At 70.4% G+C, this 23,739-nt stretch carries 22 protein-coding genes; 11 read left to right on the forward strand and 11 right to left on the reverse strand.

The features are described 5' to 3' along the window. Positions 1 to 154: 154 nt before the first annotated feature. From ACFYW8_RS20270 to ACFYW8_RS20290, 5 genes are all read right to left on the reverse strand, one after another. Complete coding sequence (locus ACFYW8_RS20270) at positions 155 to 934, reverse strand: succinate dehydrogenase iron-sulfur subunit (protein WP_365870727.1); 780 nt, start codon at positions 932 to 934, stop codon at positions 155 to 157. Further along, positions 934 to 2,688: a succinate dehydrogenase flavoprotein subunit gene (sdhA, locus tag ACFYW8_RS20275; protein ID WP_389076998.1), complete on the reverse strand. Its 1,755-nt coding sequence runs from the start codon at positions 2,686 to 2,688 to the stop codon at positions 934 to 936. Before sdhA ends, ACFYW8_RS20270 begins: the two co-directional genes overlap by 1 nt. A 23-nt stretch (positions 2,689 to 2,711) precedes the next feature. Next, positions 2,712 to 3,203, reverse strand: a complete 492-nt coding sequence (locus tag ACFYW8_RS20280) for a succinate dehydrogenase hydrophobic membrane anchor subunit (protein ID WP_389077002.1) — start codon at positions 3,201 to 3,203, stop codon at positions 2,712 to 2,714. A 5-nt stretch (positions 3,204 to 3,208) separates the two neighbouring features. Further along, on the reverse strand, positions 3,209 to 3,589 hold the full coding sequence (gene sdhC, locus ACFYW8_RS20285) for a succinate dehydrogenase, cytochrome b556 subunit (protein ID WP_365870724.1): 381 nt from the start codon (positions 3,587 to 3,589) through the stop codon (positions 3,209 to 3,211). 167 nt (positions 3,590 to 3,756) lie between these two features. After that, positions 3,757 to 4,359: a 2-oxo-4-hydroxy-4-carboxy-5-ureidoimidazoline decarboxylase gene (locus ACFYW8_RS20290; protein ID WP_389077010.1), complete on the reverse strand. Its 603-nt coding sequence runs from the start codon at positions 4,357 to 4,359 to the stop codon at positions 3,757 to 3,759. A 497-nt stretch (positions 4,360 to 4,856) separates the two neighbouring features. Here ACFYW8_RS20290 and ACFYW8_RS20295 point away from each other — a divergent pair, with 497 nt between their 5' ends. The 8 genes from ACFYW8_RS20295 (at position 4,857) to ACFYW8_RS20330 (ending at position 13,006) form a co-directional block, all read left to right on the forward strand. Then, positions 4,857 to 6,503: a glycoside hydrolase family 20 protein gene (locus ACFYW8_RS20295; protein ID WP_389077017.1), complete on the forward strand. Its 1,647-nt coding sequence runs from the start codon at positions 4,857 to 4,859 to the stop codon at positions 6,501 to 6,503. A 165-nt stretch (positions 6,504 to 6,668) separates the two neighbouring features. Further along, positions 6,669 to 7,481, forward strand: coding sequence for a DUF4328 domain-containing protein (locus ACFYW8_RS20300; RefSeq protein ID WP_389077022.1), 813 nt, complete (start codon positions 6,669 to 6,671; stop codon positions 7,479 to 7,481). A gap of 236 nt (positions 7,482 to 7,717) precedes the next feature. After that, positions 7,718 to 8,290: a hypothetical protein gene (locus ACFYW8_RS20305; protein ID WP_389077027.1), complete on the forward strand. Its 573-nt coding sequence runs from the start codon at positions 7,718 to 7,720 to the stop codon at positions 8,288 to 8,290. Positions 8,291 to 8,458: 168 nt separating this feature from the next. Next, entirely contained in the window at positions 8,459 to 8,848 is a 390-nt protein-coding gene (locus ACFYW8_RS20310; RefSeq protein ID WP_365870719.1) for a hypothetical protein, read from the forward strand. 236 nt (positions 8,849 to 9,084) lie between these two features. Then, complete coding sequence (locus ACFYW8_RS20315; RefSeq protein WP_389077032.1) at positions 9,085 to 9,702, forward strand: RNA polymerase sigma factor; 618 nt, start codon at positions 9,085 to 9,087, stop codon at positions 9,700 to 9,702. A gap of 240 nt (positions 9,703 to 9,942) precedes the next feature. Then, positions 9,943 to 10,728: a hypothetical protein gene (locus ACFYW8_RS20320; RefSeq protein WP_389077037.1), complete on the forward strand. Its 786-nt coding sequence runs from the start codon at positions 9,943 to 9,945 to the stop codon at positions 10,726 to 10,728. Positions 10,729 to 11,219: 491 nt separating this feature from the next. Beyond that, positions 11,220 to 11,882 carry an RNA polymerase sigma factor gene (locus tag ACFYW8_RS20325; RefSeq protein WP_365870716.1) on the forward strand — a complete coding sequence of 221 codons (663 nt, stop codon included), beginning with the start codon at positions 11,220 to 11,222 and terminating at the stop codon, positions 11,880 to 11,882. Further along, positions 11,882 to 13,006, forward strand: a complete 1,125-nt coding sequence (locus tag ACFYW8_RS20330; RefSeq protein WP_389077043.1) for a hypothetical protein — start codon at positions 11,882 to 11,884, stop codon at positions 13,004 to 13,006. Before ACFYW8_RS20325 ends, ACFYW8_RS20330 begins: the two co-directional genes overlap by 1 nt. A 416-nt stretch (positions 13,007 to 13,422) precedes the next feature. Here the strand turns inward: ACFYW8_RS20330 and ACFYW8_RS20335 are convergent, their stop codons facing one another. Further along, on the reverse strand, positions 13,423 to 14,307 hold the full coding sequence (locus ACFYW8_RS20335; protein WP_365870714.1) for a L,D-transpeptidase family protein: 885 nt from the start codon (positions 14,305 to 14,307) through the stop codon (positions 13,423 to 13,425). Between the two features lie 250 nt (positions 14,308 to 14,557). On the opposite strand from ACFYW8_RS20335, the gene ACFYW8_RS20340 reads away from it, so the two are divergent. The 3 genes from ACFYW8_RS20340 to leuE all read left to right on the forward strand — a co-directional run bounded on the left by ACFYW8_RS20340 (position 14,558) and on the right by leuE (position 17,511). Next, positions 14,558 to 16,138 (forward strand): methylmalonyl-CoA mutase, encoded by a 1,581-nt coding sequence (locus tag ACFYW8_RS20340; RefSeq protein WP_389077049.1) that lies wholly within the window; start codon positions 14,558 to 14,560, stop codon positions 16,136 to 16,138. Positions 16,139 to 16,230: 92 nt separating this feature from the next. Beyond that, entirely contained in the window at positions 16,231 to 16,809 is a 579-nt protein-coding gene (locus ACFYW8_RS20345) for a Uma2 family endonuclease (RefSeq protein WP_389077052.1), read from the forward strand. A 51-nt stretch (positions 16,810 to 16,860) separates the two neighbouring features. Next, on the forward strand, positions 16,861 to 17,511 hold the full coding sequence (gene leuE / locus ACFYW8_RS20350; protein WP_389077057.1) for a leucine efflux protein LeuE: 651 nt from the start codon (positions 16,861 to 16,863) through the stop codon (positions 17,509 to 17,511). A gap of 148 nt (positions 17,512 to 17,659) precedes the next feature. Here the strand turns inward: leuE and ACFYW8_RS20355 are convergent, their stop codons facing one another. From ACFYW8_RS20355 to ACFYW8_RS20375, 5 genes are all read right to left on the reverse strand, one after another. Then, positions 17,660 to 18,823, reverse strand: coding sequence for an acyltransferase (locus ACFYW8_RS20355; RefSeq protein WP_365870712.1), 1,164 nt, complete (start codon positions 18,821 to 18,823; stop codon positions 17,660 to 17,662). A gap of 107 nt (positions 18,824 to 18,930) precedes the next feature. Next, positions 18,931 to 20,292 carry an alpha-2,8-polysialyltransferase family protein gene (locus ACFYW8_RS20360; protein ID WP_389077064.1) on the reverse strand — a complete coding sequence of 454 codons (1,362 nt, stop codon included), beginning with the start codon at positions 20,290 to 20,292 and terminating at the stop codon, positions 18,931 to 18,933. Beyond that, complete coding sequence (locus ACFYW8_RS20365) at positions 20,289 to 21,272, reverse strand: glycosyltransferase family 2 protein (protein ID WP_389077068.1); 984 nt, start codon at positions 21,270 to 21,272, stop codon at positions 20,289 to 20,291. Before ACFYW8_RS20365 ends, ACFYW8_RS20360 begins: the two co-directional genes overlap by 4 nt. A gap of 126 nt (positions 21,273 to 21,398) precedes the next feature. Further along, a complete protein-coding gene (locus tag ACFYW8_RS20370; protein WP_389077073.1) occupies positions 21,399 to 22,712 on the reverse strand; it encodes an alpha-2,8-polysialyltransferase family protein in 1,314 nt (437 codons plus the stop codon). Next, positions 22,709 to 23,686 (reverse strand): glycosyltransferase family 2 protein, encoded by a 978-nt coding sequence (locus ACFYW8_RS20375; protein ID WP_365870708.1) that lies wholly within the window; start codon positions 23,684 to 23,686, stop codon positions 22,709 to 22,711. Before ACFYW8_RS20375 ends, ACFYW8_RS20370 begins: the two co-directional genes overlap by 4 nt. Positions 23,687 to 23,739 lie beyond the last annotated feature (53 nt).

Below are 23,739 nucleotides of genomic sequence, written 5' to 3' on the forward strand. Positions count from 1 at the left end.
TCCTGTGGGCTGGTGTCGAGAGCATCATCGTAGGCCGGTGGGCGCCCCTGAGTCGTGATCGGTCCGTTTCACCCGTTCGTGGCTCCGCACGCGTGTGGGCCCCGCTCCCGGAGGGAGCGGGGCCCACACGACGTACAAGCTGCAGAGGAAGACCTCAGAAGCGGCGCGTGATCAGAGCGCGCTTGACTTCCTGGATCGCCTTGGTGACCTCGATACCGCGCGGGCAGGCGTCCGTGCAGTTGAACGTCGTGCGGCAGCGCCACACACCGTCCTTGTCGTTGAGGATCTCCAGACGCTGCTCCCCGGCCTCGTCACGCGAGTCGAAGATGAAGCGGTGGGCGTTCACGATGGCGGCCGGACCGAAGTACTGGCCGTCGTTCCAGAACACCGGGCAGGACGACGTGCACGCCGCGCACAGGATGCACTTGGTCGTGTCGTCGAACCGCTCGCGGTCCTCGGCGGACTGCAGACGCTCGCGCGTCGGCTCGTTGGTGTCCTTCGTGATGAGGAAGGGCATCACGTCGCGGTACGCCTGGAAGAACGGGTCCATGTCGACCACGAGGTCCTTCAGCACCGTCAGGCCCTTGATGGCCTCGACCGTGATCGGCTTCTCGGGGTTGAGGTCCTTGATCAGCGTCTTGCAGGCCAGGCGGTTCTTGCCGTTGATCCGCATGGCGTCCGAGCCGCAGATGCCGTGCGCGCAGGAGCGGCGGAACGTGAGCGTGCCGTCCTGGTCCCACTTGATCTTGTGCAGCGCGTCGAGGACACGCTCCTTGGGGTCGATCTCCAGCTGGAAGTCTTCCCAGACCGACTCGGCCGAGACCTCCGGGTTGAACCGGCGGACGCGGAACGTGGCGGTGATGTACGGGGAGTCGGCGAAACCGGGCTCGGGTGCGCCGGCCGCGTCCGCCTTGTCCAGGGTGGGAGTAGCCATCAGTACTTACGCTCCATCGGCTGGTAGCGGGTCTGGACGACCGGCTTGTAGTCGAGACGGATGGACTCGGTGCCGTCCTCGCCGACCTCGCGGTACGCCATGGTGTGGCGCATGAAGTTGACGTCGTCGCGGTTCGGGTAGTCCTCGCGGTAGTGACCGCCGCGGGACTCCTTGCGGGCGAGCGCGGAGACGGCCATGACCTCGGCCAGGTCGAGCAGGTTGCCCAGCTCGATGGCCTCCAGCAGGTCGGTGTTGAACCGCTTGCCCTTGTCCTGGACCGAGACGTTCAGGTAGCGCTCGCGCAGCTCCGCGATCTTCTCGACCGCCGTCTTGATCGTCTGCTCGGTGCGGAACACCATCACGTTGGCGTCCATGCACTCCTGCAGCTCCAGGCGGATCGCGGCGACCCGCTCGGTGCCCGTGGAGTTGCGCAGGCGCTCGACCTGGGCCACGACCTGGGAGGCCGGGTCCTCGGGAAGCTCGACGTAACCGGCCTTCGCCGAGTACTCCGCGGCCGCGATGCCGGCCCGCTTGCCGAAGACGTTGATGTCCAGCAGCGAGTTCGTGCCGAGACGGTTGGCGCCGTGCACCGACACACAGGCGACCTCACCGGCGGCGTACAGGCCCGGGACGACCGTGGTGTTGTCCGAGAGGACCTCACCCTGGACGTTCGTCGGGATGCCGCCCATGGCGTAGTGCGCGGTGGGCTGGATCGGGATCGGGTCCGTGTAGGGCTCGATACCGAGGTAGGTGCGCGCGAACTCCGTGATGTCGGGCAGCTTGGCGTCCAGCTGCTCCGGCGGGAGGTGCGTGAGGTCGAGGTAGACGTGGTCGCCCTCGGGACCGCAGCCGCGGCCCTCGCGGATCTCCGTGTAGATGGAGCGGGACACGACGTCACGGGACGCGAGGTCCTTCATGACCGGCGCGTACTTCTCCATGAAGCGCTCGCCGTCCTTGTTGCGGAGGATGCCGCCCTCACCGCGGGCGCCCTCCGTCAGCAGGATGCCCATGCGCCAGATGCCGGTCGGGTGGAACTGGAAGAACTCCATGTCCTCCAGCGGCAGCCCGCGGCGGTAGACGGCCGCCTGGCCGTCACCCGTGAGGGTGTGCGCGTTGGAGGTCACCTTGAAGAACTTGCCGGTGCCGCCGGACGCGTAGATCACGGACTTCGCCTGGAAGACGTGGATCTCGCCGGTCGCGAGCTCGTAGGCGACGACGCCCGCCGAGTGCTTGACCCCGTCGATCTCGACGATCAGCTGGTCGAGGACGTAGAACTCGTTGAAGAACTCCACGCCCTCCTTGACGCAGTTCTGGTACAGCGTCTGGAGGATCATGTGACCGGTGCGGTCCGCGGCGTAGCAGGACCGGCGGACCGGGGCCTCGCCGTGGTTGCGGGAGTGACCGCCGAAGCGGCGCTGGTCGATCGTCCCGTCGGGCGTCCGGTTGAACGGCAGGCCCATCTTCTCCAGGTCGAGGACGGAGTCGATGGCCTCCTTCGCCAGGATCTCGGCGGCGTCCTGGTCGACCAGGTAGTCACCGCCCTTGATCGTGTCGAAGGTGTGCCACTCCCAGTTGTCCTCTTCCACGTTGGCGAGCGCGGCGGCCATACCGCCCTGCGCGGCGCCCGTGTGGGAGCGGGTCGGGTAGAGCTTCGTCAGCACGGCGGTGCGGCTGCGCTTCGTCGCCTCGATGGCGGCGCGCATGCCGGCGCCGCCGGCGCCGACGATGACGGTGTCGTACTTGTGGATCTTCATGAGTGGTTGCCTCAGCCCCGTGCCTAGCGGATGTTCGGGTCGAAGGTGAAGATCACCAGCGTGCCCAGCAGGATCGTGAACACCGTGGCGGTGTACAGCAGGCCCTTCAGCCACAGGCGCGTGTTCGCGCGCTCCGCGTAGTCGTTGATGACGGTACGCAGGCCGTTGGAGCCGTGCAGCATGGCCAGCCACAGCATCGCGAGGTCCCAGGCCTGCCACCACGGGCTCGCCCAGCGGCCGGCCACGAAGGCGAAGCCGATCTTGGAGACTCCGCCGTCGAGGACGAGCTGGATCAGCAGGTGGCCGAGGACCAGGACGACCAGGACGATGCCGGACAGGCGCATGAAGAGCCAGCCGTACATCTCGAAGTTGCCACGGGTGGACTTCGGGGTCTTCTTGGTGCGCTTGCGCGGGGCCTCGATGAACGGGGCCGGGTTGTCGACGCTGTAGGCCGAGAAACCTCCGGCGCCCTCTACGGGGCCGATACCGGAAGCGGCGGTGTCAGTAGTGGACATCTGCGTCAGCTCCCGAATACTTCGCGGAATGCGTGACCGAGGACGGGGTAAAGAGCCCCGAACATCAGCACGACCCAGATACCGACGACGGACCAGAGCATCTGCTTCTGGTAGCGCGGGCCCTTGGACCAGAAGTCGACGGCGATGACACGCAGGCCGTTGAGCGCGTGGAAGAGAATGGCGGCCACGAGGCCGTACTCCAGCAGCGCGACGACCGGCGTCTTGTACGTGGACACGACCTTGTCGTAGTCCTCGGGGGAGACACGGACGAGAGCGGTGTCCAGTACGTGTACGAACAGGAAGAAGAAGATGAGGACGCCGGTGACTCGATGAGCCACCCAGGACCACATTCCTTCCCGGCCGCGGTACAGCGTTCCAGCCGGCACGGAAGAACCCTCCGGGAGCGGGGATTGGGGCCGCGCCGGCTTCTCTGTCGGTCGGGCCCGGCCGGGTACGGTCCACCGGCCCCGGCCATCGTAGCGACGTGTTGTCGGAACGCTTACAGCGGCCCTATCAATGTGATCAAACTGGCAATCAATCAGGCACGTTCGGGCTATTGCGGACGCCGGATCTCGGCGGGTCGCGGTTCCTGGGCGTACTGACGGACGAGTCGGGTCAGCCGGCCGCGGGCCAGTCCGCGCAGCTCGTCGGCGGTGATGACCCGTTCCTCCTCGGGATCGTTCGTCAGGCGGGACCGGATTCCGACGAGCACCCGGTCGAGCGCCTCCCCGGGGGCGAATCCGTCCAGACAGATGACGAACACGTGTCCGAATCTGCTCTCGTATGCGGCGTGCGCGGCGCTCAGCGCGGTGTGGGCGGCGGAGTACGCGCTGTCCGGGAGCGGCGTGAGCGACTCGCCGGCCAGGGCTTCGGCCAGGTCGGCGGGGGTCAGGTCGTACGCCGCCTCGTCGGCCGCGGCCAGCAGGGCGCCGAGGTCCGGGTAGGGGCGGTGGTCGGTCAGACGGTGGACCCAGCGCAGGCTGCGGCAGCAGGCGAGCAGGGCGCGGGTGACCTCATCGGCGGGTGCGGAGTTGAACCCGTCGAGGCGGGCCGGGGACGGCCCCGCGCTCTTCTGCTCGGGGAGGGCGACCTGGCCGGGGAGGCGTGGGAGACGGTGAGACGTCAGCGTGGGTCCTCGGCGGTGGGGGTGTGACACGCGACGCCCCGTGAGCGTGACGTGCGTGCGATACGTGTGTTTCGGCAGGGGGGGAAGTGAAAGATGTGCCGCTCACGCTATCGAGGTGTGTCGGGACCTGTCCGACGGATGCCTGGATTTCACCCGCACGGGAGAGTTTCGGAGCGTGTGGTGGACGGTTGTGCTGACGGTCGCGGCAGAGTTCTCGGTGGAGCGGAGAAGCGGCGCCGGGGAGCGGAGTGGAGAGGTGGACGCCTCGATGGAGGAGTACACCTGAATGGGGGAGCGGGTCCGGCGGCGGCTCGGGCGTGGCGGAACGGGCGGGCGCATCGGGGAGCGCCCCGGGCGGCGACACGAACGTGACGGAACCGGCGGGGTGAGATGTGATGGCGAGATGTGGTGGCGAGATGTGGTGGCGAAATGAATCGGGTGAAGTGAGCAGAGTGATGTGAGCGCGGCGTAGTGATCAAGGTGAAGTGAGCAGGGCGGAACGAGCGCGGTGAGATGAGGGTGGCGGAGTGAGTGGTGGCAGGCGGCGGGCACCGCGGCGGCGGACAGGGCGGAACGGGCAGGCCGGGCTCGTCGCGGGCGGTCTGGCGGTCGCCGGCGTCGTCGCGGTGACCGTGGCGGTCTGGCCAGGCGGCGGTGGGCAGCCGGCCGGGGCGCGGGTGCCGTCCGCAGACCGGTCCCAGGCCGTGTCCGCCGGCCTGTCGCCCGCCGCCAGTCCCTCGCCGACCCGGAGCTACCCGCTCTCCAAGGCCCCTCGCACCATCCCGGCCGTACGGGAGCACACCGCGGCCCACGGCCCCGGCTGGCGCCCGGCCGCCGGCGCCCGGGTCGTCGTCGACGACAACGGCCTCGCCGACGAGGGCAGGCTGCTCGCCGGCGAGCTCAAGCTGACGTACGCGGGACGGACGGGTGCCAAGGCCGGCGATGTCGAGCTGGGCCTGGACAAGGGGAGCGCGGGCCCGGAGTCGTACTCCCTCACCGTCAAGAACAGCCGGGTCAAGATCACCGGGCCCGCCGAGGCCGGTGTGTTCTACGGCACGCGCACCCTCAAGCAGGAGGTGCACGGCGGCGGTACGGCGCCGGAGGGCGTCGTGCGAGACCGGCCCGCGAAGCCGTTCCGCGGGTTCATGCTCGACATCGCGCGCAAGCACTTCACGGCGGCCTGGATCGAGGACCGGGTGCGGGAGCTCGGGGACCTGAAGTACAACCAGCTCGGCCTGCACTTCTCCGACGACCAGGGCTTCCGCATCCAGTCCGACACGCACCCCGAGATCGTGTCGAACCAGCACCTGACGAAGGCGGAGGTGCGCCGGATCCTCGCCCTCGCGGCGAGCCGGCACATCACCGTCGTGCCCGAGATCGACTCGCCGGGCCACCTCGGCGCGGTCATCGCGGCGCACCCCGACCTCCAGCTGCGCAATGTGTCGGGGGTCCCCGTCCGCGGCGCCGTCGACATCTCCAAGCCCGCGGCGGCCACCATGGTCGACGACCTGCTCAACGAGTACGCGGGCCTCTTCCCCGGCGCCTACTGGCACCTCGGCGGCGACGAGTACCAGGCCCTGACGGTGGCGAACCCGGCGGCCTCCTTCCCGCAGCTGGCCACCGCGGCCAGGAACAAGTACGGAGCGGGCGCGAGCGTCGCCGACCTGACGACCGGCTGGCTGAACGACCGCGCCAAGCTGATCCACGGGCACGGCCGGACGGCGCGGGCCTGGAACGACGGCATCTTCAGCGGGGGAACCGTCCAGGCGGACGGCGCTCTCCAGGTGGCGTACTGGACCGGCAAGGAGATCGGGGCCCGGCAGCCGCTCGCGTATCTGAGCGCGGGCCGCAAGGTCGTCAACTACAACGACGAGTTCCTCTACTACGTCCTCGGCGAGCCCCAGACCTTCGTCTACCCGACCGGGCAGCGCATCTACCAGCAGTGGACGCCCCTCGTCCTGCGCGGTACGGCGCCGGTCCCCGCGAAGTACGACCCCCAGATCCTCGGCGGGTCCTTCGCCGTCTGGTGCGACCTCGCGGGCTCGCAGACCCAGGACCAGGTCGCGGCGGGCATCCGCATGCCGCTGCGCGCCCTGACCCAGAAACTCTGGGACCCGCGCACGCCGGCCCTGTCCTGGACGCAGTTCAAGGCACTGGCGAACCAGTTGGGCTGAGGCGGTACCGGGCCGGTACGGGGTGTCGCCGGAACGCGCTGGACGTGGCGACGCGTTGAACCATATCTTCGGCTACTTGTTCGTATGCCGGGCGCGACCTCCGGGGAGGGGGCGCCCGGCTTCCTGTGCCGTCACCGCGCGGTGACGCACACCCGGGGGGTTCCCATGACCGTGCCACCATCGCCGCAGCAGCCCATGTCGGAGGCGCCTGCCCCGGCGCAGCCCGTGGCGGAAGGGCCCGTGCCGCCGCAGCCCGCTGCGCAGGGGACCGCCTCACGGGCCCCTTTGCCGCCGCTGCCGCCGCTCCCGTCGCCGCACGGCCCCGCCTCGCTGCGCTCGCCCGTCGTCCTCGGAAAGGTCGCCGCCGCGCTGCTCGGCCTGGTGATCGCCGTGGACCTCTTCGCGGTCTGGGCGGACTACACGCTGGAGAACGCGCTGGGAGTCCTCGTGGACGGCGGGTCCGGTGACACCGCCTGGCGACGGGCCGAGCACGCGGAATCGCTCAACGCCGCCGTCGGGTACGCGCAGGGGGCCACGCTCGTGGTGGCCGCCGTCGTCTTCCTGAACTGGTTCCTGCGGGTGCGCGTCAACGCCGAGGTCTTCAGTCCCTTCGGGCACGAGAAATCCCGCGCCTGGGTGGGCTGGGGCTGGTTCGTCCCGGTGGTGAACCTGTGGTTCCCGCGTCGGGTCATGGCGGACATCTGGGACGCGAGCCGCCCCGCGGGTGCCCGGCGCGGGCATGGGCTGGTCAACGTCTGGTGGACCTTCTGGATCATGGGGCTGTTGTTCGGCCGAGCCTCCTTCGGCGCGAACGGCAAGGCCGAAACCGCCGGGGAGCTCCAGGCCACGGCCGGCGAGGCCATGATCGCGGACACCCTCGACATCGTGGCCGCCGTGTTCGCGATCCTCGTCGTGCTGAAGCTGACGCGGATGCAGGACCGCAAGGCGCACGAGGGCCCGGTCGCGTCCGGCGTCTGAAATTCAACAGTCGCCCCTTTTGGCGGGGGTGCTCTCGCGCGCCTGAGCGGCCGGCCGGCCGCTCCTCGGCGTGTCGGGTGCGAGTCAGAGCAATTGGCTGAAAACCTGTTCATCCGGCTCTTCGGCAGGCAAGGTGGGGTCGCACTGTGACACTCCTGGTCCGTTGCACGCAGTAAGGGGAAGTGCGGGCTCCGTAAGGCAAGGGCGCCCTGTCGAGGCATTTCGAGGGAGTCGTGATGAGTCTGGTGGAACTGATCGCTCAGGCCGACGAGCGAGGTCTGGCGGCGAGCGGTCTGGCTTGTTTGGATCGGTGTGTGCCGCTGCTGGGCGGTGACGACGATGTCCTGCGACCCCTGTGGGCGAGCCTGGCGGAGACGGACCCGTGGGCCGAGTGGGGGACGCGCCTCGACGAGGCGCGTGCCAAGCTGGACGCGGAGGACCCCGAGCCCGCCGTGACCGACGAGGACCACGCCGCCGTGCTCGCTCGCGGCATGCTCGACGCCGTCCCCGCGAAGCCTGACGAGGAGGAGCTGCGTGCCTGGTCGGACGCCTGCTCGGTGGCGGCGCTGCAGGTGCACCGGTTCCTCGACCACGCCGACGACGCGGAGGCGTGCGTGACGGCGCGCCGTGAGGGTCGCACGGAGGGCATGTCCCCCCTCGTCGCCGCCGAACTGCGCCGTCAGGTCGCCATCCTGGAACTGCTCGCCGAGCACGGCAAGGGTGGACTCCGGCTCGCGCTGGACGCGTCGACGGAGGGGCGGCGCGTGCTGCGGGCGGTGGTGTCACGCAGGGCGCGCGGGCGGGTGTAGCCCCGGGACGCGGGTGCGCCGGAGGCGGTACGGCTGCGGCGCACCCCAAACCTTGATCCTGAGGGGTTCCTGTGACGGTCCTGGGGTGGAGGTGACGGTCCTGGGCCGGTGTCGCGAACCCTCGCCCGGACGCGTGACGAATCCGGCTGTCGTCGCGCTCTATCGAGTGTGAACGCAACTCAAGCAACCCGGCCCTCAGCTGCGACGAAGCCCGTTCGCTGGGCGGCCGACACGGTCGCGACCATGCGCGAGGGCGCCCGGCTGCGCCTCGACTACTCGGCGCAGAGCCTGTTGCGTGTCGACCGCGTGATCGACGAGATACGCCGGGACGGCGCCCCGTACGCCGCCGTCGAGAGCGTGCTCCGCGGGTTCGGGGCGTACGCCGGTGAGGTCGTCGCCCGTCAGGTCGGCGCCGAGTGGTGGGAGACCGGCGGCGAACACTGGCTGCGATCGCCCGACGGACGACTCTGGGACCCGATCGAGGAGGCCCGTCGCTGCTACGCGGGCGACGGTTCCCTGCGCCTGCTGTGCCGCGAGGCCACCCGTCAGGACAGGTGAACCAGGGCCGTGGGTGCGGAAGTTGGGGTTCCGTACCGCGTCGTCCCGTCGGCTGCCGCGAGGGCGCGCGCCCGGCGGACGTCTTCCGCGGCCGGTGGTCCGGCCGGGCCGGGCCGGACGTCTGACGCACTGTGACATTTCCCCGGGGCCCGACGCTGATGACCATGGGGGAGTCGACGCGGCCGGCCGCGTCGACGGAGCACATTCGGGCGAACTCGGTGCGAACGAGGACAGTGTTGGGCCAGGGAGGGGAACCCCGCCGCGCGCAGCCGTACGACGCGGAACTGGGCGTGGCCGTGGCGCGGGCGCAGGAGGGGGACGAGGTCGCCTTCGCGGTCGCGTACCGGATCGTGCAGCCAGGACTGCTCGGCTATCTCCGCGGCATCGTCGGCGACGAGGCCGAGGACGTGGCGTCCGACGCCTGGCTGGAGATCGCCCGGGACCTGGGACGGTTCCGGGGGGACGGCGCGGGCTTCCGCGGCTGGACCGCGACCATCGCCCGGCACCGGGCGCTGGACCATCTGCGGCGGCTGAGGGTGAGGCCCCGGGGAACCACCATCGAACAGGACGCGCTGGACCTGCCCGGCAGGCACAGCACGCACGACGAGGCGCTGGAGACCCTGTCCACGGAGTACGCCCTGGAACTGGTCGCGGGACTGCCGCGTGACCAGGCCGAGGCGGTGCTCCTGCGCGTGGTCGTAGGCCTCGACGGACCGGCCGCTGCGCGCGTGCTCGGCAAACGCCCCGGCGCGGTGCGAACCTCCGCCCACCGCGGCCTGAAGCGGCTCGCGCGCCAACTCGGCGTCACGGGTGTGACGGATGACGAGGCCCGGACGCTGGGGGAGTCGGGGTGAGCGGTTCGTCCGGTACGGCCGGTACGCCGTCGTCATCCGCGGCGGCATCGTCGTAAGGCGGGATGTCACCCCTCGGCCGCAAGCCGCCGCGGGGCGAGCAGCCGCCGTACGGAGCGGGGTCGTCCTACGGCACACGGTCGTTGTACGGCGCGAGGTCGTTGTACGGCGCGGAGCGTGGAGTGGAGTCCCGGTACGGCGAGGAGTCGTCGGGCGGAGTGGCGGACGGAGAGGGAACCGGACGTGGAACCGGACGTGGAACCGGACAAGGGCGAACGGCACGGCGGCGGCGGGACTGCCGGCCCTCGCGTCGCGCATCCGGCGGACGCGGGGAGCGGACCGGCCGGCGTGGAGGCGCTTCTCGGCGCGGCGATGCGCGCCCGGGCGGACGACACCGAGGCGGAGAAGCGGGCCGTGGCCGCCTTCCGGGCCGCGCGGGACGACGGCGCGCACACCGCGCGCACCCGGCGGCGGGACGACTGGCGCCCCGGCGAGCAGAGGTGGCCGAGCCGTTCCACGAGGGTCGCGTTCGCCGTGCTGCTGGCCGGTCTGACGCTGGGCGGCGTCGCCTTCGCGGCCGTCGGGCCGTCCTCGCACGACGACGGCGGCCACCGGGCCGGAGCCGGGGCCCGTCCCTCCGGCAGCGTTCCGGACCGGTTCTCCGTCGAGGCCGCGCCGCCCGTCGGCCCGGGGGCTCCCGGTGTCTCCACCCCGGGCGGCTCCGTGGCGACCGACCCCGCGGGGCGTCCGGCACGGGCCCGTGACAACGAGGCCCACTGCCGTGCGTACGCGTCGGCGGGGGGCCGGGGCGACGCCATGGACGCGAGGGCCTGGCGGCGGCTCGTCGCGGCCGCGGGTGGCGAGCGCGAGGTCGAGGCGTACTGCGCCGGGCAACTGGCGGCGCACGACGGGGCCAAGGCCGCGAAGGGGACCAGGGGGACGGGGAAGCCCGGGTCCGCGGCCGGGACGCCGGTTCCGGGAGCCCCGGCCGTCACGCCCGAGGCGACGAAGTCCAAGAACGAGCGGTAGGGCGTGCGGCGGTGGACGGGCCGGGCGGCAGGCCGCGGATTCGAACCGGGCTCCGGCGGCTCCGGCGCACCTTCCCGCCGATGGCAACGGCCGGGGCCGCCACCCCCCACAGGAGAGGCCCCGACCGTCGCGCGGCACGGGCCGCGCGGCGACCCGTACTCCCTACAGCGCCGGGACTGCGTTTTGTGTCACACCTCGCACCGTCACCATGTAGTTGCGCGTTGTACGAACATGGACGGGGAGCTGTTTCAGGCCGTAACGTGCCTTTCGCGCCGGTGCGGAGAACGGACGACCGCAACCACGAGGAACCGGAGACCACGACTGAGTGGAATCCGGGACCGCGACCACGTGGGGCCTGAGACCGGAACCGTGTGGGATCTGAGACCACGACCACACGGATCTGGGACCACAACCGTCCATCGAGGAACCACGACGGCGAGAATCCGGTCCGCGAGAGCGGCGCCGGTTGAGGCGCAAAGAGGGGCGCGGGGGTGCTGGGGGACGACGCGGAGCTGACCGCCGCGGTACTTGCTGCACAGGGCGGGGACGAGACCGCGTTCCGGACTGTGTACCGAGCGGTGCATCCACGCCTGCTCGGATACGTACGGACGCTGGTGGGCGAGCCGGACGCGGAGGACGTCACGTCCGAGGCCTGGCTCCAGATCGCCCGTGACCTGGAGCGGTTCAGCGGGGACGCGGACCGCTTCCGAGGCTGGGCGGCGAGGATCGCCCGCAACCGCGCCCTGGACCACATACGGATGCGTGGCCGCCGTCCCTCGATAGGCGGCGACGAGACCGAACTGACCGGCAAGGCCGCCGAGTCCGACACCGCGGTCGAGGCGATCGAGGCGCTGGCCACCGACAGCACCCTCTCGCTCATCGCCCAGCTCCCGCAGGACCAGGCTGAGGCGGTCGTCCTGCGTGTCGTCGTCGGCCTCGACGCCAAGACGGCCGCCGAGACCCTGGGCAAGCGCCCCGGAGCCGTCCGCACGGCGGCACACCGCGGCCTGAAACGGCTCGCGGAGCTGCTCGGCACCGATCCGGAATCCGTCGGCGCGCTCGACGCCGTTCCCCCGCAACGAGGTTCGCGCACCCGCGCGGTGACGTCCGCCGGTGTGACGCATACGCGTTCGCGGGCGCAGAAGGACATGTGATGGCCGACGAGCAGTACAGGTGGCTGGACCGCGACGCCGCGGAGCGTCTGCTGCGCGGAGAGCCGCTGGAAGCCGTCGACGCCGGGACCCGCGAGCAGGTGGACCGCCTTGCCGAGGCCCTCGGCGCACTGGCCGCCGAACCCAAGCTGAGCAGTGACGAACTCCCGGGCGAGGCCGCCGCGTTGGCCGCGTTCCGCAAGGCGCGCGCGGGCGGGGACGGCGCCGCGGCGCCCCTCGGCCACCGTGGTCACGCGCGACCCGGCGCGCATGTGGCGGACGCCGGTCTGGTGCGGATCGGGCGACCCGGCGCGCACGGACGCCGGACGCGTTGGGGACGGCCCACGCGCTTCGGGCTCGCCGCGGTGCTGGCCGTCGGGATGGTCGGCGGGGTCGCCGTCGCGGCCGGAACCGGAGTGCTGCCGACTCCGTTCACCCGTGAACACCCGGGCCCGGCCGCCTCGGCCACGGCGGTACGGACTCCGGACCGGCCACTCGTCTCCGCCTCCCCCTCGCCCGGACTCTCCGGCGGAACCGGCTCCATGGTGCCGGTTCCTGACGGTCCGTCGGATGAGCCCTCCGGCGAGACGTCCTCGCCCGCCGATTCCGGCACGGACTACCCGAGCGGTCCGCCGCGTCCGGACTTCACCAAGAGCGCCGACCACCCCCGCGAGTGGTGGGTCCGTACGCGTTCGTACTGCCGCGATGTCCTCGACGGCAAGGATCTCGACGCGGACCGCAGGCGCGTCCTGGAGCATGTGGCCGGTGGCGGCGGCCGGGTGAAGCTCTACTGTTCGGGCGTCCTCGGTCGCCGACCGGGCGGCGGAGCCGGCGGCGGCACGGGCGGCGGAGCGGGTGACGGCGGCGAGCAGGGGTCGGGACAAGGGTCGGGGCAGGGCTCCGGCCAGGGCGGTGAGGGGGACCAGGGCGGCGACCAGGGCGGCGGTGACGGCGACGGCCATCACATAGCGCCGCGCGGCAACGACCCCCGGGGCGACGGCGGTATCGTCCGGTCCGCCCTGCACCCGGGGCGGGTTCCGCTCCGGCCGGCCGTGCCGACGAGGTCCCCGCTGCCGAGGGCGACGACGAGCCCGACGACGAGCCCGTCCGGCAGCGTCCTTTCGTGAACCGCCGTTCTTCCAGGCGCTGATGGTGCCATTGGCTTTTCTGCCGGTGATGTCGTGCCGTCAGCTCTCCGGCCGGCGCACTGTTGTCGCGGTCGTCCTCGCGCGGAGCGCGCCGCCCGGCTCGGTACGGTCGTGCCCCGTCGGGTGGCCCAGAGCCGTGACTCCTCGTTCGGCGAGGTCCGCCCCAACCCGCTGACCTGCGCTTTCGTATGTTGTTGAACTTTTTCCGGGCCGGGTGTGACGTTTTCGGCCGCCGTGGCGCAGTACGTGGTGAGCCGACTGGTCATCGGCCGTCGCACGGAGCCCGGGTTCCCCCCGTACCCATGGCTCTGTGCAACCGGCGCGGGTGGGACACGTTCCCCCGGTCCCGCCCGCGCCCCACTCTCCCCCTCGCCCCGACCCGGCGCAGGGGCGCGTCACCAGTAGACGACGACCTTGTCGCCGCTGCGGACCTGCGCGAACAGCGCCGCGACCTTCCCCTCGTCCCGCACGTTGACGCAACCGTGCGAGGCGCCGTAATAGCCGCGGGCCGCGAAGTCCGAGGAATAGTGCACCGCTTGGCCACCGCTGAAGAACATCGCGTACGGCATCGACGTGTGGTAGATCGTCGACACATGGTGGCGTGACTTGAAGTAGATGCTGAACACACCTTCGCGGGTCGGTGTGTACTGCGAGCCGAACCGCACGTCCATCTCCGAGACCGTCCTGCCGTCGATCATCCAACGCAGCGTGCGGCTCGTCTTGCTGACGCACAGAACCCGGCCCGTCATGCAGCGCGGGTCGGGCTTCGCGGCAGGCTGCCCGCCGTAGGGGTACAGCTCCCAGTCCGCCGGTTCGTGCGTCATTCTCCGCAGGCGCTGCCAGGTGACGGTGTCCAGTTCACCTGTGCGCGGCAGTCCCCGCTTGCCCTGGAACCCCTTCACGGCGTCGACCGTCCGGGCGTCGTACGTCCCTGTCGGCGGGGTGATCAGCCAGGCGACCTGGTGCAGCCGGGCCTGCGCCTTGCGGACGTCATCGCCCCGGTCGCCGCTGGACCAGAGGACTTCGGCGGGTGCGGCGGAGGACTTGTCGTGCTTGTCGTCCTTCCCCGCCCCCGCGGAGCCGGAGTTGTCGTCCTCCCCCTTCGAGGGCGCGGCGGGCTTGCCGTCCTCCCCCTTCGCGCCGGGGGCCGGGGCGAGCGAACCGTCGATCCGCACCGGAGGCTTCTTCCCCCGCGCGTCCACGGCGTGCGCCGTGCAGCCGCTCACCACGGCGAGGGCCGCGAGCGCGGCCAGTGATCTCTTCAAGCCAGTCGTACGCATCCGGACCCCTGTTCCACCCGTCCTGTCATGCACATCAGGCCCCCGTCCCGCCGTCGTGTCACCTGAGATGCTCCCCGGGGGTGACCGGTCGCGAAAGGCCGCATGGTGGAAGAGAACCATGGAACCGGCCCGCGAAAGGGCCGGTGAGCAAGGTCCCGGCGCGGGTCCCTCCGCCTGGTGCACCGGGGCCGCTACAGTCCGTGGCCGAGGTCGATTCCTGTCGGCGGGCCGCTTCACGGGAGGCACAGCAATGGCGCGCGAATCCGAGTCCGGACTGCCCATCGAACCGGTCTACGGCCCCGAGGCCCTGGACGGCTGGGACCCGGCCGAGAAGCTGGGCGCGCCGGGCGCGTACCCCTTCACCCGTGGTGTGTACCCGTCGATGTACACGGGCCGTCCGTGGACCATGCGGCAATACGCCGGTTTCGGCACGGCCGTGGAGTCCAACGCCCGCTACAAGCAGCTGATCGCCAACGGCACGACGGGCCTGTCGGTCGCCTTCGACCTGCCCACCCAGATGGGCCACGACTCGGACGCCCCCCTCGCGCACGGCGAGGTCGGCAAGGTCGGTGTGGCGATCGACTCGGTCGACGACATGCGCGTCCTGTTCGGCGGGATCCCGCTGGACAAGGTCTCCACCTCGATGACGATCAACGCGCCCGCCGCGCTGCTGCTGTTGATGTACCAGCTGGTCGGCGAGGAGCAGGGCGTCCCGGCGGACCGGTTGACCGGCACCGTCCAGAACGACGTCCTCAAGGAGTACATCGCCCGCGGGACGTACATCTTCCCGCCCAAGCCGTCCCTGCGGCTCATCGCGGACATCTTCAAGTACTGCCGGACCGAGATCCCGAAGTGGAACACGATCTCGATCTCGGGCTATCACATGGCCGAGGCGGGAGCGACTCCCGCGCAGGAGATCGCGTTCACGCTCGCCGACGGCATCGAGTACGTCCGTACGGCCGTCGCCGCCGGCATGGACGTCGACGACTTCGCACCCCGCCTCTCCTTCTTCTTCGTCGCGCGTACGACGATCCTGGAGGAGGTCGCCAAGTTCCGTGCCGCCAGGCGCATCTGGGCCCGGGTCATGAGGGACGAGTTCGGCGCGAAGAACCCCAAGTCGCTGATGCTGCGCTTCCACACCCAGACGGCGGGCGTCCAGCTCACCGCGCAGCAGCCGGAGGTGAACCTCGTCCGGGTCGCGGTCCAGGGCCTCGGCGCGGTCCTCGGCGGCACCCAGTCGCTGCACACCAACTCCTTCGACGAGGCCATCGCGCTGCCCACCGACAAGTCCGCGCGACTGGCCCTGCGCACCCAGCAGGTACTGGCCTACGAGACGGACGTGACGGCGACGGTCGACCCCTTCGCGGGCTCGTACGTCGTCGAGAGGATGACCGACGACGTCGAGGCGGCCGCCGTCGCCCTCATGACGAGGGTCGAGGACCTCGGCGGCGCCGTCGAAGCCATCGAGCAGGGCTTCCAGAAGGGCGAGATCGAGCGCTCCGCCTACCGGGTCGCCCAGGAGACCGACTCCGGCGAGCGCGTGGTGGTCGGCGTCAACCGCTTCCAGCTCGATACGGAGGAGCCGTACGAGCCGCTCCGGGTCGACCCGGCCATCGAGGCCCAGCAGGCCGAACGCCTCGCCCGCCTCCGCGCCGAGCGCGACCAGGCGGCCGTCGACACCGCCCTCGCCGCCCTGAAGAAGGCCGCCGAGGGCACCGACAACGTCCTGTACCCGATGAAGGACGCCCTGCGCGCCCGAGCGACGGTCGGCGAGGTCTGCAACGCCCTCCGCGAGATCTGGGGCACCTACGTACCGACGGATGCCTTCTGACCTGGGCGATTCCTTCGTACGGGTGAACGGAGGCGGAAGCCGCGCGCCCCCGGTTACGCTCATGGAGAGGGACCCCTGAAAAGGAGGATGCCGTGGCCGTACTGCAACACGAGCTGACGTTGAGCGAAGCCGCCGACCTGCTCTCCCGTGCACTGCCTGGGCACCGCGTGGAGATTCTCCAGGGGAGGCTCACTGTGACACCACCGCCGGACGGCTCGCACGCGCTGTCGCTGACGTGGTTGGTCGTGGCGTTCGACAGGGCGGGGGCCCGGGAAGCCGGACTCAGGTATGTCCAAGGCGTCGGCCTCTGGCTGCCCACGCTGCGCGACGACTTCGCGATCCCCGACTTCTCCGTCGTCGACGAGGACTTCCGGGACGCCCTCGTCCAGAAGAACTGCTACGCCCCGAACGTCTTCCGCCTGGTCGTCGAGGTCACCTCGTCGAACTGGTCCGACGACCTCGGCCCCAAGGTCGAGTGCTACGCCGAGGCCGGTGTCCCCGTCTACATCGTGGCCGACCGCAAGCACGACGAGGTCCTGCTCCACCGGGATCCGGTCGACGGCAAGTACGCGGCCCCCGAGCGCTACAAGCGGGGCCAGAGCGTCCCGGTTCCCGAGTCCGTCGGTGTCGCCCTCGACCTCTCCGTGGACACGCTTCTCGACGGTGACTGACCGGCGGGACGCCTCTGCCCGCTGTCGCAGCCGCGTGCGACACTCGCTCTCATGCTTGGTGTCATCGATCTCCCCACCTATCTCGCGGGTCTCGTCCTGGTCGTCCTGTTGCCGGGACCGAACTCGCTGTACGTGCTGTCCGTCGCCGCCCGCAAGGGTGTCCGTACGGGCTATACCGCCGCCGCGGGAGTGTGGTGCGGGGACACCGCGCTGATGACACTGTCGGCGGCCGGTGTGGCGTCGCTGCTGCAGGCGAACGCCGTGCTGTTCGGGATCGTGAAGTACGCGGGCGCGGGCTATCTGACCTGGCTCGCGGTCGGGATGCTGCGGGCCGCGCACGCGATGTGGCGGGCCCGGCGCGAGCCGGCCGAGCAGAGCGCGGAGCCCGAGGCCGTGGCCGGGGAGCGGCCGTTCCGGCGGGCGCTGGTGATCAGCCTGTTCAACCCGAAGGCGATCCTGTTCTTCGTCGCCTTCTTCGTGCAGTTCGTCGACCCCGGGTATGCCTACCCGGCCCTGTCCTTCGTCGTCCTCGGCGCCTTCGCCCAGCTCGCGAGCTTCCTCTACCTGACCGCGCTGATCTTCAGCGGTACGCGCCTGGCGTCCGCCTTCCGCCGGCGCAGGCGCCTCTCCGCGGGGGCCACGACCGCCGCCGGCGCCCTCTTCCTCGGCTTCGCGGTGAAGTTGACACTGGCCAGCGCGTAGGCCTGGGTACCGGCGACTCTCAAGGGCGGTCCCTCCCGGGGCCGCCCTCCGTCTTCCCGGCCGAGGAGACCTCGTGCACCACGGCGAACGCCTTGGCGTCGACTCGGCACACGAGGTCGCCGGCTCCGGGCGGCGGTCGGACGCGGTGTCAGCGGCGCGGAGCCGCCAGCACCGAGCGCAGCCGAGGAGTCAGCCGGTTCTCGACGAGGTGGTTCAGCAGCCACGCCAGGACGAGCATGGTGGCGGCCGTGAGGAGGAAGGTCGCGTACGACGGGATGCCCAGGGACTGGTGGTAGGCCTTGATGACGACCCAGCCCGCATGTTCGTGGACCAGGTAGAAAGGGTAGGTCAGGGCGCCCGCGACCGTCAGCCACCGCCAGTTCGCCCAGTCCAGCCAGCCGAGCGCGATGGCGGCGACCGCCAGATACCCCAGAGTGACGATCAGGATGATGCCGTAGGCGCTTCGGTACGAGAAGGCGTCCGGGTTCGGGGCGTGCCACAGGGTCTGCACCGCGTAGTGCTGGCCGATGAGCCAGCTGACGCCGACGATGCCCCAGGCGTACGCGTCCCGCCGGTCGCGATGGACCAGGTAGAGGCCGACGCCGCCGATGAAGTACGTGGCGTACTCCGGCATCAGGACGGTGTTGAGGAACGGCTCGTTCGACGCCTGCGCGATCACCACCGCCAGGGTCCAGCCCGCGCAGAACATGATCACTCGCTGCCGGTTCGCGCCCGGCAGCACGATGCACAGGGCGAACAGCGCGTAGAAGCGGACCTCCGCCCAGAGCGTCCAGCAGACCCCCAGCACCCGGTGCGCGCCGAGGGGTTGCTGCATCATGGTCAGGTTCAGCAGGGCATCGCTCGGCGAGACCGGATGGTAGGCGACCATCGGCAGCGCGAACAGGGCCGTCACGATGACGACCGCCGCCCAGTAGGCGGGCAGCAGTCGGGAGGCACGGGAGGCGAAGAACGAGCGCAGCGGGCGGCCCCAGCCGCTCATGCAGATGACGAATCCGCTGATCACGAAGAAGATCTGAACGCCCATGCAGCCGTAGGCGAAGAAGCTGTGGAGCGTGGGAAACTGCTGTTTGGGGGAGCTTCCCCAGGCCTTGGTGACATCGCCGTCGCGGCCGCCGTAGTGGTAGGCCGCCACCATCAGCGCGGCGATCAGCCGCAGCCCGTCCAGGGCGCGTAGCCGGGTCTCCCGGGGTTTGCGTCCCGTCGGCCGTGGAGGCGCTTCGGCCGAAGGGACGACGGCGCGGACCACGGTGTCTGTGGAAGTCCCGCGCACGTCCTCGGGAATGTTGCTCACGGTCTACCCCTCGACGTGTCTTCCTGTTAACTCCCTAGCACGTTAGTCCGATTCACAAGGGGGGTATGACTAATGGCCGCACGCTTTTTCCAGCCGACGCCATGAATTCATCTGGGGGTCATTTTCGGCGGCGTACTCCCCCGGCGCAGAAAACGCACGCGGCGCACGACGCGACGGACCGTCGCACTGCGTGCCAGGAAGGCGAGCCGCGCCGGGACGGCACCCGGCAGGGCCAGCCCGGTGAGCCGCCGCCGCTTGAAATAGCGCCAGGTGCGTTGGTCGAGGTGGTCGGTCAGATAGCGGACGGCGTCCGGACGCAGGCCCGGATGGATCTTCGGCTGCATCGCGAACCCGACGGTCCGCACGAGCGCGGCGAGGTCCGCGGTGTCCATGCCCGGCCGCTGCCCGGTGACCGCCTGCCGGTCCGTCAGCTCGGGCAGCAGCGCGTCGGCGATCGTGACGGGGACACGGTTGCTGTTCTCGTACGGGGTCAGGCATTCCAGCAGCATGCCGGTGCCGACGCGGGCGACGGGCAGGTCGTACAGCGCGGACGCGGTGAACAGCGCCGTGGAGAAGCAGCCGACGACCAGCGAGGGCCGCATCCGCTGGTACAGCACCTCGGCGAGGACCGGTGAGTCGAGCACGGTCAGGTCGACGCCGAGCTCCGCCGCCTCCTTCTCCAGGGCGCGCGACCAGCGGTCCGGGGCCGTGGGGTGCGGCTTGAACACGACACGGGTCCGGCCGAGCGCGACGGCGCCCCTGAGCATCCGTACATGGAGGTGCTCCTCCTCCTCGGCGGTGAGGATGTCGAGCGCGCACAGGTACTGGCCCAGGAGCAGGGCGGGTCGGTCGATCGCGGGCAACTCGGCGGCCGAGTCCACGGAGTCGGCGAGTTCGGCGAGCACCTGCAGGAAGGCGGAAGTGGCCACCGTCTCCGGTTCGACATCGAACTCGGTGAGCAGTAGTGGTTTCAGGCCCGGCACCAGGTCCAGATGGAGCAGCCGGGTCACCCGGGTGCCGACCAGCGGGTCGATCTTGCTGCGGGTGGGACCGTAGCTCATCAGCCCGTCCGCGTAGACGGTGACGGGCGCGTCCGTGAAGATCTGCGCGAGGCCGAGTGCCGGGTTGACCTGGATGGACTCGACGGCCAGCTCGACGTCGTCGTCGCCGAGGCCCCAGGCGAGCCGCAGTTGGCGCTCCCACAGCGGTACGTCGTCGAGCCTGGGGGCCCAGCCGCTCGGATGGAAGGGGCGGATGGTCTCGTTCCAGGAGATCACGTCGTCGAAGCGGGTGCGCAGCCGTTCGAAGCCGGGCATCGCGGTGATGGCGGGCGTCGTCTCGGGGGTCGCCGCGTTGTTGGAGACGAGCAGGACGCGCCGGTCGGCGGGTGCGAAGCGCGTGGTGTCCAACGCCGCCGCGAGCGTGGCCGTGCCGTACAGCGTGGAGGCGAGGAAGATCTGCGTGGTCACCCGGACACCCCCGCGGCGACAGGGGCGGGACCGCGGCGCAACCGACGCAGGAGGGTGGCGCGCTGTTCGTCCATCGAGTCGAGGACCTCGTCGAGCACGTCCCGCGGCATGTGCCGCAGGGCCGCGGCGCTCATCGACTTGAGTGTCCGTGCCACCGGGGGCTCGAACCTTTCGATGGATCCCAGATGGTGGGCGATGATCGCGCAGTAGGTGCGTACGGCCTTGGGCAGGAATTCGTCCGCGCGCTGGTCCTCGCCGGTCTCTGCCACCACCTGGTCGAACGCGCGCAGGAAGTCGAGCCGGCGGACGTCCCCGATCTGGGTGAGGGAGGAGGCGACACCGCGCCGGTAGAAGACGCCGAGCAGTCCCACCGCGGCGAAGGACTCCGCCTCCCGGTGCAGCTTCCAGATCCACGGCCGGTCCTCGGCCGTGCGCAGCCCGTCGGTGAAGTGCAGCAGGCCCCGGTCCAGCAGGCGGCGGTGGTAGATGCCCGCCCAGGCGTACGCGTAGTCGACGGAGGTCGAGCGGTGGGCCGGCAGGATCGCGTCGCGCGGCGACAGGGCAACCCCCCGGGGGGCGATGGGGGCCCGGTGGAGGGTGCGCGCCTGCGCCTGGCACTGAACGTGGTCGGTGCGCACGAAGTCGCATCCCAACTCCTCGGCCGAAGCGAGGAGTTGGGACAGGTACCCGGGCGCGAGCCAGTCGTCGCCGTCCAGGAAGGTGAGGTACTCGCCGCGGGCCGCGTCGATTCCGGTGTTGCGCGCGGTGGCCAGGCCGCCGTTCTTCCCGTGTCTCAGGAGTATGGCCCCGGGGATCTCCTGTGCCGCTCTGTCGAGGATCCCGGAAGTTCCATCGGTCGAACAGTCGTCGACAAGCAGGAACTCGAAATCGTCGCGGGTGTTCGAGCGAAGACTTCTGAGCGTGTCAGGAGCGAATTGCTGAACGTTGTAGAACGGCACAATGACGGAGAGCTTGACCACACGGCCGACGCTAGGCCGGGGCCTGCTCGAAACGTGAGACACGGAGTGGACATGTGGTTAACGAGGCGTGAAAGATTCGATAAGCCTCTTGATTTCTGTCCGAGTCGGGAATAGGTGTGCGACCGGCTATCCGAGTGTCGTCCGCTTGATGGTGCGCACCCGCCGCGCCACCCGCCGTACCGTGGCGTTGCGCGGAATGAAGGCGAGCCGGGTCGGTACCCCGCCGGGCAGGTCGAGCGCGGTGAGCCGGCGGCGCTTGAAGTAGTGGCCGGTGCCGGCCGGACGGTGGGTGAGGTAAGCGGTGGCCGTCCGGTGCAGACCCGGGTAGATCTGTGGCTGCATCATGAACCCGACCGTCTCGACCAGGCCCTTCAGCTCCCCGATCTCCGCCGTCCGCCCGCTCTCCAGGTCGGGCAGCAGCGCGTCGGCCAGCGTGACCGGGACACGGTTGCTGTTCTGGTACGGGCTGAGCCGCTCCAGCAGGATTCTGGTACCGACACGCGCGGTGGACAGTCCGTAGAAGGTCTTCGCGGTGAACAGCGCGGTGGAGAAGCAGCCGACGACGAGGGCGGGCCGGATGCGTTCGTAGAGCACTTCGGCCAGCACGGGTACGTCGAGGACGGTCAGCCGGACGTCGAGCCGCTCGGCCTCCTCCTCCAGGGCCCGGCCGTAACGGGCGGGCGCGGTGGGGTGCGGCTTGAAGATCACCTGACGGTGACCCTGGGCGACGGCGCCCCGCAGCATCAATACGTGCAGGTCCTCTTCCTCCTCGGGCGTGAGGATGTCGAGCGCCGACAGGTACTGGCCGAGCAGCAGGGCGGAGTCGTCGGGCAGTTCGATCGCGTCGACCGCCGTGCCGCCGATGGCGCCGAGCACCTTCAGGAAGGCGTCCGTCGGTACCGTCTCCGGTGCCACGCCGAACTCGGTGAGCAGCAGCGGCTTCAGGCCGGGTACCAGGTCCAGGTGCAGCAGACGGCGCACGCGGGTGCCGACCAGCGGGTCGATCTTGAAGCGGGTGGGGCCGTAGCTCATCAGGCCGTCCGCGTACACGTCGATGTGCGCCAGGGAGAAGATCTGGCTGACGGCGAGAGCGGGGTTGACCTGGATGGACTCCACGGCCAGCTCGACGTCGTCGTCCCCGAGGCCCCACAGCAGCCGCAGATGCCGCTCCCACAGCGGGGTGTCGTCGGGTCGTGGCGACCAGCCGCCGGGGTGGAAGGGCGCGATGGTCTCGTTCCACGACAGGACGTCGTCGAAGCGGTCGCGCAGCGCCGCGAAGCCCGGCATCTCGTCGACCGCGCTGGTGACCTCGGGGTTTCCCGCGTTGTTGGAGACCAGCAGGATGCGCCGGTCGGCGGGGCGGAAGCAGTCGGCGTCGATGGCCGCGGCGAGCGTGGCGACTCCATAGAGCGTGGAGGCGCAGAAGATCTGGGTGGTCATGCGGTAGCGGCCTCCGTCACCGGGCGGCGTCGCAGTCTCCGCAGTCGCGAGGCGCGCTCCCAGTCCATCGAATCCAGGGCGTCGTCGAGAAGGTCCTGCGGCAGGCGCTTGAGGGCCGCCGCGCTCAGGGTGCGCAACCTGCGGGCCACCGCCGGTTCGAACTTCTCTATCGTGTTGAGGTGGTGGGCGATGATCGCGCAGTACGTGCGAACGGCCTTCGGGAGATAGAGGTCGGCATCCCGGTCCTGCTCGGTCTCCGCTATCACCTGGTCGAACGCCCGTATGAAATCGAGCTGGCGTACGTCGCCTATCTGGGTCAGGGACGAGGTCACGCCGCGCCGGTAGAAGATCCCGAGCAGCCCTCCGGCCACGGCGAAGGACTCCGCCTCACGGTGCAGGCGCCAGATCCAGGGCCGGTCCTCGGCGGTGTGCAGATGCTCGGGGAAGTGCAGCAGGCCGCGGTCGACGAGCCTGCGGTGGTAGATGCCCGCCCAGGAGTACGGGTAGTCGACGGGTGTCGAGCGGTTGTCCGGCAGGATCGTGTCGCGCGGCGACACGACGGTGTCCCGCAGTCCGAAGGGCACCCGGTGGATCACCCGTTCGGTGCCCGTGCACCGCACGTGGTCGGTGCGCATGAAATCGCAGCCCAGCTTCTCGATGCCGGCCAGCAACTTTTCGAAGTAGCCGGGAGCGACCCAGTCGTCGCCGTCGAGGAACGTCAGGTACTCACCGCCGGCGGCGTCGATTCCCGTATTGCGCGCGGCGGACACCCCGCTCTCCGTGCGCCGTATGTGCACGGCGCCCGGGAGATCGCGAGCCGCGCGCTCCACGATCTCGCGCGTCCCATCGGTCGAACAGTCGTCGATGAGTATGAATTCGAAGTCGTCCCGCGTGTTCGCGCGCAGGCTCTTCAGGGCTTCTGGGGCATATCTCTGCACATTGAAGAATGGCAGGATGACGGAGAGCTTGACCACCTGCTTGACGGTAGACGGCCGCCCGGCATTCGTCTTGACTGTTGGTGAGATCT

The sequence above is a fragment of the Streptomyces sp. NPDC002742 genome, from assembly GCF_042888885.1.
GTDB lineage: Bacteria > Actinomycetota > Actinomycetes > Streptomycetales > Streptomycetaceae > Streptomyces.

Excerpts from the sequence above, each read along its gene's own strand:
- ACFYW8_RS20270 (WP_365870727.1), bottom strand. The coding sequence starts at position 934 with ATGGCTACTCCCACCCTGGACAAGGCGGACGCGGCCGGCGCACCCGAG.
- leuE (WP_389077057.1), top strand. The coding sequence starts at position 16,861 with ATGCTTGGTGTCATCGATCTCCCCACCTATCTCGCGGGTCTCGTCCTG.
- ACFYW8_RS20300 (WP_389077022.1), top strand. The coding sequence starts at position 6,669 with ATGACCGTGCCACCATCGCCGCAGCAGCCCATGTCGGAGGCGCCTGCC.
- ACFYW8_RS20330 (WP_389077043.1), top strand. The coding sequence starts at position 11,882 with ATGGCCGACGAGCAGTACAGGTGGCTGGACCGCGACGCCGCGGAGCGT.
- sdhA (WP_389076998.1), bottom strand. The coding sequence starts at position 2,688 with ATGAAGATCCACAAGTACGACACCGTCATCGTCGGCGCCGGCGGCGCC.
- ACFYW8_RS20305 (WP_389077027.1), top strand. The coding sequence starts at position 7,718 with ATGAGTCTGGTGGAACTGATCGCTCAGGCCGACGAGCGAGGTCTGGCG.
- ACFYW8_RS20280 (WP_389077002.1), bottom strand. The coding sequence starts at position 3,203 with ATGTCCACTACTGACACCGCCGCTTCCGGTATCGGCCCCGTAGAGGGC.
- ACFYW8_RS20340 (WP_389077049.1), top strand. The coding sequence starts at position 14,558 with ATGGCGCGCGAATCCGAGTCCGGACTGCCCATCGAACCGGTCTACGGC.
- ACFYW8_RS20335 (WP_365870714.1), bottom strand. The coding sequence starts at position 14,307 with ATGCGTACGACTGGCTTGAAGAGATCACTGGCCGCGCTCGCGGCCCTC.
- ACFYW8_RS20370 (WP_389077073.1), bottom strand. The coding sequence starts at position 22,712 with ATGACCACCCAGATCTTCTGCGCCTCCACGCTCTATGGAGTCGCCACG.